Raw genomic sequence first — 12,560 nt, 5'->3', positions numbered from 1 at the left:
TTCGGTAATTGGCGCATGTGTACACATGCAATACCTTCACTCATGTGGAGCTGATCTTGTGGCCCACGTCGCAACCAGCAGAGATCACCGCAGATGGAGGCGCCGCGCATGGGCGAATCGAGGTACCGGCCGCACCCGTTCAGCTGGGTCCCCGGGGACGGCCGACGACACGCGATAGGTGAAGCGCGGCCTCCCGGCGGCTGGCCGGACGAAGCGGAGATCACCGCCCTCTGCGGCGACGACGTCCACGCCGACAACTCGACCTTCGCCTGGTTCTGGCCGACCTGCCCCGACTGCAACGTCGCGGCCCACCGCCTCGCCGACGTCCCCATGCCGACGCACCCGAAACACCCCTGAAATCGCGAAGACCAGGCTCGGCGCCGACGCGCCCCCGACACGACGCCGAGCCCACCGGACCGGGCGGTGCGCCACCTCCCACCGCACCGCCCGGTCCCCCACTCACGAGCGGTCGGCCGAGCCCTGTCGTGCCGGTCGTGGGGACTCGGGGAAACTGGGGGGATGACTCCGGAGTCGCCCGCGTTGCAGGATGCTCGGCAGATCGCCGAGGACGTGCTCTTCCCCGCCGCGCTGGAGGTCGACGCCGCCGAGCGGGTCCCCGACAGCCACCTGGACCTGCTCGCCGAGCGCGGCTTCTACGGACTCGCGGCGTCCCAGGAGCTGGCCACGCTCGACGTCGGCGACCTCGCGTCGGTGCTGCGGCTCATCGAAGTCCTCGCGAGCGGCTGCCTGACCACGACGTTCGTCTGGATCCAGCACCACGGCGTGCTCAACGCCGCCGAGACCACCAAGAACCGCAACCTGCGCGAGAACTACCTGTCCGACCTGCTCGCGGGCAAGCGCCGCGGCGGGATCGCGCTGGCGTCGGCGCTGCGGACGGGGCCGGCGCCGCTGCGCGCCTCGCCGGTCGTCGGCGGATACCTGCTCGAAGGCACCGCGCCCTGGTTCACGGGCTGGGGCATGGTCGACTCGCTGCTGGTCGCCGGCCGCAACTCCGAGGACACCCTGATCTTCGCGATGCTCGACGTCGCCGAGACCGACACGCTGCACGCCGAACCGCTGGACCTGATGGCGGTGCGGGCCAGCGGCACCGTGACGCTGCGGTTCAACAGGCACTTCGTGCCGCGCGACCGGATCGCCTCGACCGTGCCGCAAGCCGATTTCCTCAAGGGCGATTCCAGCTCCGTGCGGTTCAACGGCGCCCTCGCCCTCGGCGTGGCGGGGCGGGCGATCGCGCTGCTCGGCGACGACGCGGGCGGGCTGCCCGGCGAGCTCGACGCCACGCGATCGAAGCTGGTCACGGCCACCGACGAGGAGCTCTCCGAGGTGCGGGCGCAGGCGTCGGAGCTCGCGATGCGGGCGGCCTCGGCTGCCGCGGTGCACCACGGCAGCCGATCGGTGCTGCCCGGCAGTCACGCCCAGCGGCTGGTCCGGGAGGCCACCTTCCTGCTGCTGTTCGGCTCGCGGCCGTCGATCAAGACTGCGCTGCTGAACCGGCTCACCGCTCCGCGAGAACCCGCTTGAGGATCTTGCCGGAGGCGTTGCGCGGGAGCTCACCGACGAACTCCACCGAGCGCGGCAGCTTGAAGTTCGCCAGCCGCTGCTTGCAGAAGGCCAGCACCAACTCCTCGGTCAGCGAATCGTCACCGACCACGTACGCCTTGCCGACCTCGCCGAGGCGTTCGTGCGGCACCCCGATCACCGCCACGTCCCGCACCCCGTCCAGGTAGGCCAGGGCCTGCTCCACCTCGGCCGGGTAGACGTTGAAACCGCCGCAGACGTACATGTCCTTGAGGCGGTCGGTGATCCGCAGGTAGCCGCGCTCGTCCAGGACCCCGATGTCGCCGGTGTGCAGCCTGCCGTCGTGGTCGATGGCGTGCGCCGTGGAGTTCGGGTCGTCGAGGTAGCCGCGCATCACGTTCGGGCCGCGCAGCACCACCTCCCCCGCCTGCCCCGGGGCCATGTCGTTGCCGTCGGCGTCGACCACCGCCACCTCGAAACCGGCGGCGGCACGACCGCAGGTGCGGGCGACGGTTTCGGCGTCGTCCCCGGGACGGCACATGGTGGCCACGACCGCCTCGGTCAGCCCGTAGGCGGTGAGCACCGTGTCGAAGCCCAGGTCGGAGCGCATGCGCTCGACCAGCGCGACCGGCACCGTCGCGGCACCGGTGACCGCCAGGCGCAGTCCCGGCAGCTCCCGGTCGCCGCGTTCCGGCGCGTGCAGCAGGGTCTGGAAGATCGTGGGGGCGGCGGCCAGGATCGAGATCCGCTCGGTGTCGATGACGTCGAGCATCGAGGCCGCGTCGAAGATCGCCTGCGGGACCATCGTCGTGCCCGTCAGCAGGCACACCAGGATTCCGGCCTTGTAGCCGAAGCTGTGCGAGAACGGGTTGACCAGCAGATATCGGTCGCCCTTCCGGACGTTGCCGCACTCGGCCCACGCCCTGGCCACGCCGAGCGTCTGGCGGTGCAGCGACATCACGCCCTTGGCGCGACCGGTGGTTCCGGAGGTGAACAGCACGTCGGCGAGGTCGTCCTCGGTGACCGCGTCGGCGCGGCGCTCGACCTCCGACTCCGGCACCTTCGCGGCCAGCTCGCCGATCTCGTCCCAGTCGTGCACGCCGGGTCCCGCCGGCGACGCGGTGCCGACCGGGACGCGCAGGACCGCACGCAGCTCCGGCAATCCGGCGACCACCTCGCCGGGCCCCTCGCCGGCGGCCTCGTGGATGTCCGCGAGCCGGTCCACGCCCAGGAACTCGTCGGCCACCACCAGGGCGCGAGCCTTGCTGCGGTGCAGCAGGTCCGCCGATTCCACGCCGGTGAAGCGGGTGTTGACCGGCACGAGCGTCGCTCCCGCGCAGGAGGCGCCGAGGGCGGCCAGCACCCAGTGGTGGGTGTTCGGCGAGTTCAGGGCCACCCGGTCGCCGGGGCGGACGCCGACGGCGGCGAACATCCGCGCCAGCTCCCGGACGCGCTCGGCGAGCTGACCGAAGGTCAGCCGGACCGGGCCGTCCACCAGCGCTTCGACCTCGCCGAAGCGTTCCGCCGCGTTCCGGACCGCAGCCGGAATCGACTCCACGCCCTGCGCACGAGCCATCTCGTCCTCCCGGGTCAGACACCGACGTCGCGAACCCGGGACGGAGCCTACCCAAGCAAGCAGCCGCTTGGTAGCCCCTCGGGGCGGGGCGGTTCTGGTCCGGATCGACCCGGCGAGACGGACGTTGACCACGAACGGTTCAGGCCAAAACCGCCCACTGCCGACGGACGTCGACGATGCGACCACCCCGACGTTCGGCCCAGCGAGCGCGCGCGTTCGGAGCAGGGCGGGCACGGGGCGATTACGAAGGGACCACGAGACAAGCGGAGGGTTTGTCTTCCGCATCCGCCGTGGCACGATTGCCGCCAATGACCCGGACAGGGCGGTTGCGGGCATACCTCACCAACTGGGTTCAACGCGGAACCCGTTGCCCGCAGGGGTTTTTCACGCCCTGGTGCATCGAGGAGTGACGATGAGCAGCGCCGCCATCGGTTCCGAGCAGATCCCGCCCACGCAGCCGCGAGAACTCCGGCGCGTGGTCACCTCCTCCGTCGTCGGCACCGCCCTGGAGTGGTACGACTTCTTCATCTACGGCTTCGCCGTCACGCTGGTGTTCAACAAGCTTTTCTTCCCCACCAGCGACCCCGCGGTCGGCACCATCGCCGGCTTCGCGACCTTCGGCGTCGGCTTCGCCATCCGGCCGCTGGGCGGTTTCCTGTTCGGGCACCTCGGCGACCGCGTCGGACGCCGGGCGACGCTGGTGCTCACCACGCTGGTCATGGGCGTGTCGACCGGGCTCATCGGCCTGCTGCCGACCTACGAGACGATCGGCGTCTGGGCTCCGGTCCTGCTCACGCTGCTGCGGGTCCTCCAGGGCCTGGGCGCGGGCGCGGAGTTCGGCGGCGCCTCGACGCTGCTGTGCGAGCACGCCCCGCCCCACCGGCGCGGCTACCTCAGCTCCTACGCCCAGACCGGCGTGCAGATCGGGCTCCTGCTGGGAACCGTGTCGTTCCTGCTGGTGGAGAGCCTCGGCGACGAGGCCGTGCAGGCGTGGGCGTGGCGGGTGCCGTTCCTGCTCAGCTTCGTGATGATCGCGCTGTCGCTGTACGTGCGGCTGCGGGTCGCCGAATCCCCGGTGTTCGAGCGCATGTCGGCCGATCGCCGCACCATCAAGCTGCCGGTGTTCGAGGCGATGCGCCGCTACCCGCGCAACTTCCTGATCGGCATCGGCGCGCACATCTGCGACACCGCCGTGGTCTACATCTACGCCACCTTCAGCGTCGCCTACGTCCAGGAGACTCTGGACCTGCCGCGCTGGGTCGGCCTCACCGGCGTGATCGCCTCGACGTTCGTGGTGATCGTGCTGCAACCGCTCTACGGCGCGCTGTCGGACCGGGTGGGCCGCAAACCGCTGAACCTGTTCAGCGTGATCTTCACCGGGCTGTTCGCGTTCCCGTTCTTCGCCCTGCTCGACACCCAGCAGCCCGCGTTGATCTGGACCGCGCTGGTGGTCGCCGCCGGGCTGGGCCTGGCTCCGATGATCGCGGTGCAGCCCGCGTTCTACGCCGAGCTGTTCGGCGCCCGCGTGCGCTACACCGGGTTCGCCTCGTCCCGCGAGATCGGCGCGGCGCTCGGCGGGTTCTCCCCGCTGGTCGCCTCCGCGCTGGTCATCCAGGGCGGAGGAACGGGCTGGCTGGTGGCGGTGTGGATGATCATCACCGCGCTCATCTCGCTGGTGGCGTTCGCGCTCTCCCGCGAGACCAAGGACCTGGACATCACCGCGCCGGAGACCGTCCAGCGGTGAGCGGTCAGCTCGCCACCGCGGCCTCGCCGCTCTCGAGCGCTTCGGCCAGCTCCTCGGCGAAGGACGGCACGGGCGAGAACTGCCACGTCGTGCCGGCCGGATCGCACAGCTCGTTGGCCAGTTCCTCGTAGATCGGCACGCTCTCCGCCGTCTCGGTCGACTGCTGCTCCCCCATTGCCGCATCCCCTCATGATCGTCAGCGGGCGAGTGTCCTCGTCCCTGCGATGACGTGCCGGTCTCGGCACCAACCGGCTCGTCAAAGGTGTTACTCCGTTGTGGAGATCCACGCGGGTACCCAAACACAGCGCCAGGTCCCACTGACAAGTTCGGCGGCCACATTTAACCCGACCGGGTGAAGGCAGCGCACGCTGGTGTCGCTCATCGATAACGTTGCCGCCACGAATCCTCAAGTTCACGGCGACGAAGGGTGACCGAAAAGCGGCTCCGCGCACCGGCGGAGACGGAGGGTCAGCGCTGCGACCAGGTCCCTCCGCGCTGCACGTGATCCCACTCGCGGGCCCAGGCGTTCATGGCGATCCGGCGGGCACCGGCCTGCACGGCACCGATCAGCGCGAAGCTCCCGATCTCCAGGACCACCAGCAGCAGCAGGGCGGCGAACACCGCCGAAGCCGTGATCGACCCCTCGTCGGGCGGCGGCGGGACGCGGTAGCCCTGCTCGTCGACCCACACCTCGACGTCGTCACCGACCTTCGCCGACGACGGCACCTGCACGCGGGAACGCTGCTCGTGCAGACCCGCCTTCCACGCCACCTCGGCCGTGGAGCTGACCGCGTCCTGGCTGTAGACCTCGGAGACCGGGATGCTCAACGAGGGCGGCGCCACGACCACCGCGGTCACCGGACGACTGGTGCGGGCCGCCTGCTCGGCGCGTTCGGAGAGGTCCCGGTGCGTGGAATCGGCGACCATGCCCGCCACCGGAACCGCGATCATCGCGACCATCAGCAGCATTAACGTGAGCCCGGCGGCGAGCCGGTCGATCGGCCGGCGCAGCGGGTTCCGCCCGATGCCCAGCGCGTTGACCAGCCATGCCGCGTGCGCCTTGAGCGCCGCCCCCATGAGCGAACCTCCCGTGGAATTCCTTCGGCGCGGGCACCGGCGGTGATGCGGTGGTGGCCCTGCGCGATGACTACCCACGAGGAGTATCCCGCTCGGAACGTCGATCGTTATCGCACCGTGACCGGTCATACACTATCGATGCGACGAATGTCCGATATTGACCCTCGGTGTCATGCGTTCAGCCGTACGGGAACCCTTTCCAGTGAGACCGCTGAACGGGTCCAGACACTCAACGGCGTCGCTGCCACCACTTGCGAGAGGCGCGCTCGGGTTCCGCCGGGGTCTTGACGATCTCCTGCAACCACTCGTGCCAACCGGCGGCGTGATCCGCGGCCGAGACGCGCAGCAGCTTGCTGATCCGCCGGTGATCGGCACGCCTGCCGCTGCGGGCCCAGCGCTCCAGCTCGCGGTCGTAGGCCGTGCGCACGTCGGCGGTCGCGGTGTCCGACCAGGCCAGCACGAAGGCCACCGCGACGGCGCGGTCCCGCCGGGACTCCTCGGCCCGCTCGTCGTTCCACACCGAGGGCAGCTCGCGCATCAGCAGCCGCTGCAGGACCTGACCGGCCGAGACGATCGCGCGCACCGCCGCGCGGGGTTCGGCGGCCAGCAACGCGGTCACCACCTCGGGCAACCGCGCGCGCAGCACCCGCTCGGACACCTCGTCCAACGAGCCGACCTCAGCACCCCGGGAGAACGCGGCCACCCAGGAGCGCACCCGGCCGTCCTCGGACCACAGTTCGCGCTGGTCGGCGCACAGGTGGTGGCTCAGCACGCGCAGCAGGTCGAGGTGGCGGGCGGTCACCTTGGCCTTGCTCAGCACCGAGAACGCGCGCTGCGCGATCGACTCGGTGATGGCCGTGGCCGGCAGCGCGCCGATCAGCCGGTGCAGTTCGTCCACAGTGGGCGGTGCGGCGCTGAACAGCGCGGCCAGCACCGCCTCCGGGGTGTCGGGGAGATCGGGATCGCGCAGCCGGTCGGCGAACAGGTCGACGATCTCGCGGCGGGCGTCGCCCTTGGCGCGCACCGCCGCCGAGATGACCGCGGCGTCCAGCGGCTCGAAGGGGTCGGTGGCGGTGTGCCGCAGCAGCGGCCACCAGTGCTCGTTCACGGCGGTGAGAACGACGTCGGAGTGCTTGAGCCGCTCGCCGAGGGTCTGCCGCAGCAGCGCGACCAGCTCGTCGCCGCAGGGCCACGCCGCCGGGTCCAGCCCGGCTTCGGGGTGCGAGGCCCACCAGCCCGCGAACCGCTCGGCGGCGAAGCGGTCCGGCGGCAGGTCGACGCCGAAGCAGGTGGCCGTGCGTAACAGCAGGTCGACGCGTTCCGGAACGAGTTCCGCGGCGGCCTCCGCCAGCAGCGACCGGGCTTCCTCCGCCTCGTCCGCACCCCACGGGTGCGAGGTCAGCGGCACCGGTTCGGACACCTGGGATCCGCTGACCAGATCGGCGATCTCGCAGCGCAGCAGGGCTATCCGAGCGCGACCGGCGTGCTCGGCGGCCAGATCGGTGAGCACCTCGCGCGGCGGCTCGGCGGCCAGCAGGGCCGACAGCACCGGCCCGCGCACGTCGGCGGGCGCCGAGTGCAGCCAGGCCGCGACCAGCGCGCAGTCCTCGGTCGCCAGCGCCTCGCCGAGCACGATGACGCCCGCGGCCAGCCGGTCGGCCGGGCCGGCGTGCGGCTCGCCCCGGGTGCGGGCGAACTCGTCGGCCAGCTCGACGACGTTGACCGCCTCGACCGAATCCGGCGTCAGGACGCGCGGCACCCAGCGCCTGGCCGGGGCCTGAGGCGGTTCGCCGGTACTCGGTGGCTCCGGCGACTGCTCCGCCGGACTACCTCCGCTCATCGCACGCTCCCGCGTCTCGTCGTCGATCAACACCGGAACACCCGGAAAGATTATCCGCGTCACCCGACATCTCGTGAGTGAATGGGTACCTCAGGCCGAAGAGAAGAGTCCTTCCAGCCGATCGGAGAAGCATGATCATCGACGCCTTGGACCAGACCTGGCAAGTGTGGGCGCGACTGGGCGGAGACCTGACCGAGGACGAGTGGACCCGTCCCACGCGGCTGCCGAGCTGGACGGTCAAGGACGTCTACACCCATTGCAGCCCGTTCCCGTCGGCGACCCTGGCGGGCGTCGAGGCCCCCTCCCCCGATGCTCCGGTCAGCCATGACGACGCCGCCGACCTGCTGTCGTTCATGCAGCGCCCGGGAGGCGTGGCGGAGCAGTCCGCGGAACTGCTCAAGGAGTCGGCGACCACCCGGTCGCAGACGATGTCCACCGACGAGCTGGTCGCCCAGTTCACGACCGTCGCCCCGCAGGCCATCGACCGGCTCCGCGAGGCCGACCTGGAGAGGACCGTGCACTACGGCGGGTTCGCGGTGGTGCCCGCGCGCGAGGCGCTGCGGATCTTCGTGATGGAGGGCGTGGTGCACTACTTCGACATCGCCGCCGCCCTGGACCGCGACATGCCCGGTCCGATGGCCGGTGAAGCGCTGAAGGTGACGATCCGGCTGCTGGCCGAGACCGCCGATCCGGTCGCCCTCATCGACGCGGCGACCGGACGCGGCGACGCCCCGGTGTTCCCCGTGATGCGCTGAGTCAGCCGATCACGGGCGTCAGCGCCGCGTCCACCGCGATCGCCACGAACACCAGCGTCAGGTACGAGTTCGACAGGTGGAACAGCTTCATCGGGTTCAGCGCCAGGCCCTTGCGGGCGTTGTTGTGCAGGCGCTGGGCGACCACCAGGAAGATCACGCCCGACACACCGGCGAGCGCGATGTAGACCCAGCTGGTGACCGGGAACAGCAGCAGCGTGCAGCCGACGGTGGCCCAGCTGTAGGCGAGGATGCGCGCCGAGACCTGCTTGGTGGTGGCCACCACCGGCAGCATCGGCACACCCGCGCGGGCGTAGTCGTCCTTGTACTTCATCGCCAGCGACCAGAAGTGCGGCGGCGTCCACAGGAACACCACGCCGAACATCACGATCGCGGGCCACTCGACCTTCCCGGTCACCGCGGCCCAGCCGACCACGACGGGCATGCAGCCCGCCGCGCCGCCCCACACGATGTTCTGCGAGGTGCGGCGCTTGAGCACCAGCGTGTAGACGAAGACGTAGAACAGGATCGCGGCCGTCGACAGCGAGGCGGCCAGCAGGTTCGCCCCGAGCCACAGCACCAGGAACGACACGACGCCCAGCGCGATGCCGAAGATCAGCGCGCTGCGGCGCGGCACCTCGTAGCGCACCAGCGGGCGCTTCTTGGTGCGGTCCATGACGGCGTCGATGTCGGAGTCCGCGACGCAGTTGAGCGCGTTGGCGCTCCCGGCGGACATGGCGCCGCCGAGCAGCGTGACGACGACCAGCCACGGGGACGGGATGCCGCGCTGGGCGAGGAACATCGCGGGGATGGTCGTGACCAGCAGCAGCTCGATGACGCGCGGCTTGGTGAGCGCGAAGTACGCGCCGAGCACCGTGCGGCGGCGCACCGGCTTCTCCGGCGCGGGCTGCTCGGACCGGTTCACTGACTCGGGGATGGCTGTCATGAGGCGGTTGTTTCCTCCGCGGTCTGCGGCTGCACGATCGGCTTGCCCGCCAACCGCAGCTCGTGCCAGCGCACGACCTTGCGCTCGGCGAAGAACGCGCCGAACGGGATGGTCCCGGCCAGCAGCACTAGCAGCATCCGGCCCATCGGGACCCGCAGCTGCGTCGTGGCCACGACGGCGACCAGCAGGTACACCATGTAGAGCCAGCCGTGCGCGATGCCGATCGTGGTGACCCACGTCGTACCGGTCTGCTGCGTCGCCGAACCTTCGGGCCACAGGCCGAGGAAGTGCCCGTACTTGAGCACCATGGCGGCGCACAAGAGGATCAGCAGCACGGCAGTGACGTACGCCATGATCCGGTAGAAGATCAGCACACCAGGCTTCACGCCAATCCCTCAATCCCGCGTCGTGCCCACACACCGGGCACCTGCAACACCGGTGTCAATAGACCGTACGACACGCGCAACACGCGCCCGCTCGCGACCTCGGCATAGAGTGGCCAGGCACACTCCGCTTGGACCCGCGGTCCTCTGACCAGGGAAGACCCGGGTCAGATCATCCGGAAGGACTTCGCGATCAGCTCGAACGAGCGCAGCTTGGTCTCCGCGTCCGGGAGATTGGCGGTGATCATGAGCTCGTCGGCGGCGGTGCGCTCGCGCAGCTCCTCCAGCCCGGCCCGGACCGCGTCCGGGGTGCCGTGGACGGCGTCGGCCAGCCAGTGGTCGACGAACGCCTGGTCGAGCTCGGTGTAGGGGTAGTCGCGCGCCTGCTGCCGGGTGGGCTGCTTGCCCGGCACGCCCTGGCGCAGCTTGAGCATGCTCAGCGCGATCGGCCGGACGATGTCCAGCGCCTCCTCCTCGGTGTCGGCGGCGACGGCCTGCACGCCAATCATCGAGTACGGCTCGTCGAGGACCTCGGAGGGCTGGAAGGACTCGCGGTAGAGCTCCAGAGCGGGCAGCGTGTTCTGCGCGCTGAAGTGGTGGGCGAAGGCGAACGGCAGCCCCAGCGCCCCGGCCAGCTGCGCGCTGAAGCCGCTGGAGCCCAGCAGCCACACCGGTGGCAGCGGGCCGTGCGGCACCGACTGCACCTCGGCGTAGGCGTGGTCCAGCGGGAAGTCGTCGTCGAGGAAGGCGATCAGCTCGCCGAGCTGCTGCGGGAAGTCCTCCGCCGACAGCGGCCCCTCGGTGCGCCGCAGCGCCCGCGCCGTGGCCTGGTCGGTGCCGGGCGCGCGGCCGACCCCGAGGTCGATCCGGCCGGGGTGCAGCGCTTGCAGGGTCCCGAACTGCTCGGCGACCACCAGCGGCGCGTGGTTGGGCAGCATCACGCCGCCGGAACCGAGCCGCAGGGTCCGCGTGTGCGCGGCAAGGTGCGCGATCACCACCGCGGGCGAGGAGCTGGCGATCCCGGGCATCCCGTGGTGCTCCGCCACCCACATCCGATGGTAGCCGAGCTCCTCGACCCGCTTGGCCAGTTCCGTGGTCCCCGCCAGGGCGACCGACGGCGAGTCCTCGACTCCCACGGTCGCCAGATCCAGCACCGACAACGGCACCGAGGCCTCGCCCTTGGCCGAACCCCGAATCTGATCCTCACTCGCACTCATCACGCCGTACAACCCCCGCACCCCCGACCTTGTTCCACGCCGTGACCAGGGCCATTCGAATCTCGCGCGAAATTCGAGTCCGAAAGTTCGCGCTCGAATTTCGCGCGAAATTCGAATGGCGCAGGCCGGGGCGGGGTTCAGCTGCGGGAGAGGGCGAAGTCGTGGGCGGGGGTCGTGCGGCGGGCGACGAGGGAGTCGCGGATCTCGCCGGCCCTGACCGCGCCGTTGGACAGCAGCGACGACGTGATGCCGTGGGTGTGCTCGGTGCCGCCCTGGAGGTAGACCGCGCCCGGCAGCTCGCCGGTGGTGCGGACCCGGTAGTCCCGCTCGACCTGCAACGAGCCCTGCTCGTCCCACTCGCAGTGCCGGGCCAGTGCGCCGAGCAGCGTGTAGGGGTCGCGCGGCCGGCAGCCGGTGGCGTAGACGAGCAGGTCCGCGTCGAGGACGCTGCGCTCCCCGGTGGGCTGGAACTCGACGGTCACCTTCGCCCCGTCCGGGCGGGTGTCGACGTCGACGAGCCGGCTGGCGTTGAGGATCCGCAGCCGCTCCGCTCCTCGCACCTTCTCCTGGTAGGAGCGGGCGTAGAGCTCCTCGATCAGCTCCAGGTCGACCACGGAGTAGTTGGTGTTGCGGTGGTAGTCCATGAGCTTGGCGCGGACCTCGGGCGAGGACGCGTAGAAGTCGTCCACGGCCTGCGGGTCGAAGATCCGGTTGGCGAAGGGGCTGTCGTCGGCCGGGCTGTAGCCGTAGCGGCCGAACACCGCGCACACCTCGGCATCGGCGAAGGTGCGATGCAGGTAGTCGGTGACCTCGGCGGCGGACTGGCCAGCGCCGATGACCACGCAGCGCTTCGGCTGGTCGGTCAGCTCCGGAACCCGGTGCATCAGGTCGAGGTTGTGCCACACACGCTCACCGAGTTCGGCGCCCTCGGGCAAGGAGGCTTCGAGCCCGACGGCCATGACGATGTTGTGCGCCCGGTGCACGGCCAGCTGACCGCCGTGCCGGACGACGACCTCGAAGTGCTCGTCGACGGGCTGCACCTCCACGACCTCGGAGTCGTAGCGCACGACATCGTCGAGCCGCCCGGCCGCCCACTCCAGGTAGTCGTGGTACTCGACCCGGGTGGGGAACAGGGTCTTGTGGTTGATGAAGTCGGCCAGCCGGTCCTTGGCGTGCAGGTAGGACAGGAACGAGAAGTCGCTGGCCGGGTTGCGCATGGTGACCAGGTCCTTGAGGTAGGACACCTGCATGGTCGTGCCTTCGATGAGCATGCCCCGGTGCCATCCGAAGGACGCCTGGCGCTCGAAGAACACCCCGTCGATGGGGTCGTTGCCCGCGGTCCGGTTGTGCTCCTCCAGCGCGATCGCCAGCGCCAGGTTGGACGGCCCGAAGCCGATCCCCAGCACGTCGTGGACTTTCTCTTGGTTCAGCGCCGCAGACACGTCGTCCCCTCGGTTCGCCGGTGCCCGACTCGCGGGCGAGTGGA

The 12,560-nt window shown here is 70.5% G+C and carries 12 protein-coding genes; 4 read left to right on the top strand and 8 right to left on the bottom strand.

What is annotated here, in order from left to right:
* Positions 1 to 108 precede the first annotated feature (108 nt).
* Together E1181_RS14310 and E1181_RS14305 are read left to right on the top strand one after the other, a co-directional pair.
* Positions 109 to 357 (top strand): zinc finger protein, encoded by a 249-nt coding sequence (locus E1181_RS14310; RefSeq protein ID WP_132674932.1) that lies wholly within the window; start codon positions 109 to 111, stop codon positions 355 to 357.
* 162 nt (positions 358 to 519) lie between these two features.
* The gene (locus E1181_RS14305; protein ID WP_132674930.1) at positions 520 to 1,542 is read left to right on the top strand and encodes an acyl-CoA dehydrogenase family protein; all 1,023 of its coding nucleotides are present in this window, start codon (positions 520 to 522) and stop codon (positions 1,540 to 1,542) included.
* On the opposite strand, the gene E1181_RS14300 is transcribed toward E1181_RS14305, so the two are convergent.
* On the bottom strand, positions 1,517 to 3,115 hold the full coding sequence (locus E1181_RS14300; RefSeq protein WP_132674928.1) for a FadD3 family acyl-CoA ligase: 1,599 nt from the start codon (positions 3,113 to 3,115) through the stop codon (positions 1,517 to 1,519). The genes E1181_RS14305 and E1181_RS14300 overlap by 26 nt on opposite strands.
* Positions 3,116 to 3,527: 412 nt before the next feature.
* Between E1181_RS14300 and E1181_RS14295 the strand changes: the two genes are divergently transcribed.
* Positions 3,528 to 4,859 (top strand): MFS transporter, encoded by a 1,332-nt coding sequence (locus E1181_RS14295; RefSeq protein ID WP_132674926.1) that lies wholly within the window; start codon positions 3,528 to 3,530, stop codon positions 4,857 to 4,859.
* Positions 4,860 to 4,863: 4 nt separating this feature from the next.
* On the opposite strand, the gene E1181_RS31445 is transcribed toward E1181_RS14295, so the two are convergent.
* From E1181_RS31445 to E1181_RS14285, 3 genes are all read right to left on the bottom strand, one after another.
* Positions 4,864 to 5,034 carry a hypothetical protein gene (locus E1181_RS31445; protein ID WP_165944625.1) on the bottom strand — a complete coding sequence of 57 codons (171 nt, stop codon included), beginning with the start codon at positions 5,032 to 5,034 and terminating at the stop codon, positions 4,864 to 4,866.
* Between the two features lie 293 nt (positions 5,035 to 5,327).
* Entirely contained in the window at positions 5,328 to 5,936 is a 609-nt protein-coding gene (locus E1181_RS14290) for an Rv1733c family protein (RefSeq protein ID WP_132674924.1), read from the bottom strand.
* A 229-nt stretch (positions 5,937 to 6,165) separates the two neighbouring features.
* Positions 6,166 to 7,776, bottom strand: a complete 1,611-nt coding sequence (locus E1181_RS14285; protein ID WP_132674922.1) for a GTPase-associated protein 1-related protein — start codon at positions 7,774 to 7,776, stop codon at positions 6,166 to 6,168.
* A gap of 131 nt (positions 7,777 to 7,907) precedes the next feature.
* Here E1181_RS14285 and E1181_RS14280 point away from each other — a divergent pair, with 131 nt between their 5' ends.
* Positions 7,908 to 8,531 (top strand): maleylpyruvate isomerase N-terminal domain-containing protein, encoded by a 624-nt coding sequence (locus E1181_RS14280; protein WP_132674921.1) that lies wholly within the window; start codon positions 7,908 to 7,910, stop codon positions 8,529 to 8,531.
* Position 8,532: 1 nt separating this feature from the next.
* On the opposite strand, the gene E1181_RS14275 is transcribed toward E1181_RS14280, so the two are convergent.
* From E1181_RS14275 to E1181_RS14260, 4 genes are all read right to left on the bottom strand, one after another.
* On the bottom strand, positions 8,533 to 9,474 hold the full coding sequence (locus tag E1181_RS14275) for a heme o synthase (RefSeq protein WP_132674919.1): 942 nt from the start codon (positions 9,472 to 9,474) through the stop codon (positions 8,533 to 8,535).
* Positions 9,471 to 9,860, bottom strand: coding sequence for a DUF3817 domain-containing protein (locus E1181_RS14270; protein ID WP_132674917.1), 390 nt, complete (start codon positions 9,858 to 9,860; stop codon positions 9,471 to 9,473). The genes E1181_RS14275 and E1181_RS14270 overlap by 4 nt, the downstream gene beginning before the upstream one ends.
* A 164-nt stretch (positions 9,861 to 10,024) precedes the next feature.
* A complete protein-coding gene (locus E1181_RS14265; RefSeq protein WP_132674915.1) occupies positions 10,025 to 11,074 on the bottom strand; it encodes an LLM class flavin-dependent oxidoreductase in 1,050 nt (349 codons plus the stop codon).
* 137 nt (positions 11,075 to 11,211) lie between these two features.
* The gene (locus tag E1181_RS14260; RefSeq protein WP_132674913.1) at positions 11,212 to 12,516 is read right to left on the bottom strand and encodes a lysine N(6)-hydroxylase/L-ornithine N(5)-oxygenase family protein; all 1,305 of its coding nucleotides are present in this window, start codon (positions 12,514 to 12,516) and stop codon (positions 11,212 to 11,214) included.
* Positions 12,517 to 12,560: the final 44 nt, after the last annotated feature.

This window comes from Saccharopolyspora terrae, from assembly GCF_004348435.1.
In the GTDB taxonomy this organism is placed as follows: Bacteria; Actinomycetota; Actinomycetes; order Mycobacteriales; family Pseudonocardiaceae; genus Saccharopolyspora; species Saccharopolyspora endophytica.
This window is presented reverse-complemented; position numbering and strand designations above follow the sequence as displayed.

Coding starts and splice junctions, on each gene's coding strand:
- E1181_RS14295 (WP_132674926.1), top strand. CDS start 3,528: ATGAGCAGCGCCGCCATCGGTTCCGAGCAGATCCCGCCCACGCAGCCG.
- E1181_RS14310 (WP_132674932.1), top strand. CDS start 109: ATGGGCGAATCGAGGTACCGGCCGCACCCGTTCAGCTGGGTCCCCGGG.
- E1181_RS14305 (WP_132674930.1), top strand. CDS start 520: ATGACTCCGGAGTCGCCCGCGTTGCAGGATGCTCGGCAGATCGCCGAG.
- E1181_RS14280 (WP_132674921.1), top strand. CDS start 7,908: ATGATCATCGACGCCTTGGACCAGACCTGGCAAGTGTGGGCGCGACTG.
- E1181_RS14290 (WP_132674924.1), bottom strand. CDS start 5,936: ATGGGGGCGGCGCTCAAGGCGCACGCGGCATGGCTGGTCAACGCGCTG.
- E1181_RS14300 (WP_132674928.1), bottom strand. CDS start 3,115: ATGGCTCGTGCGCAGGGCGTGGAGTCGATTCCGGCTGCGGTCCGGAAC.
- E1181_RS14265 (WP_132674915.1), bottom strand. CDS start 11,074: ATGAGTGCGAGTGAGGATCAGATTCGGGGTTCGGCCAAGGGCGAGGCC.
- E1181_RS14285 (WP_132674922.1), bottom strand. CDS start 7,776: ATGAGCGGAGGTAGTCCGGCGGAGCAGTCGCCGGAGCCACCGAGTACC.
- E1181_RS31445 (WP_165944625.1), bottom strand. CDS start 5,034: ATGGGGGAGCAGCAGTCGACCGAGACGGCGGAGAGCGTGCCGATCTAC.
- E1181_RS14275 (WP_132674919.1), bottom strand. CDS start 9,474: ATGACAGCCATCCCCGAGTCAGTGAACCGGTCCGAGCAGCCCGCGCCG.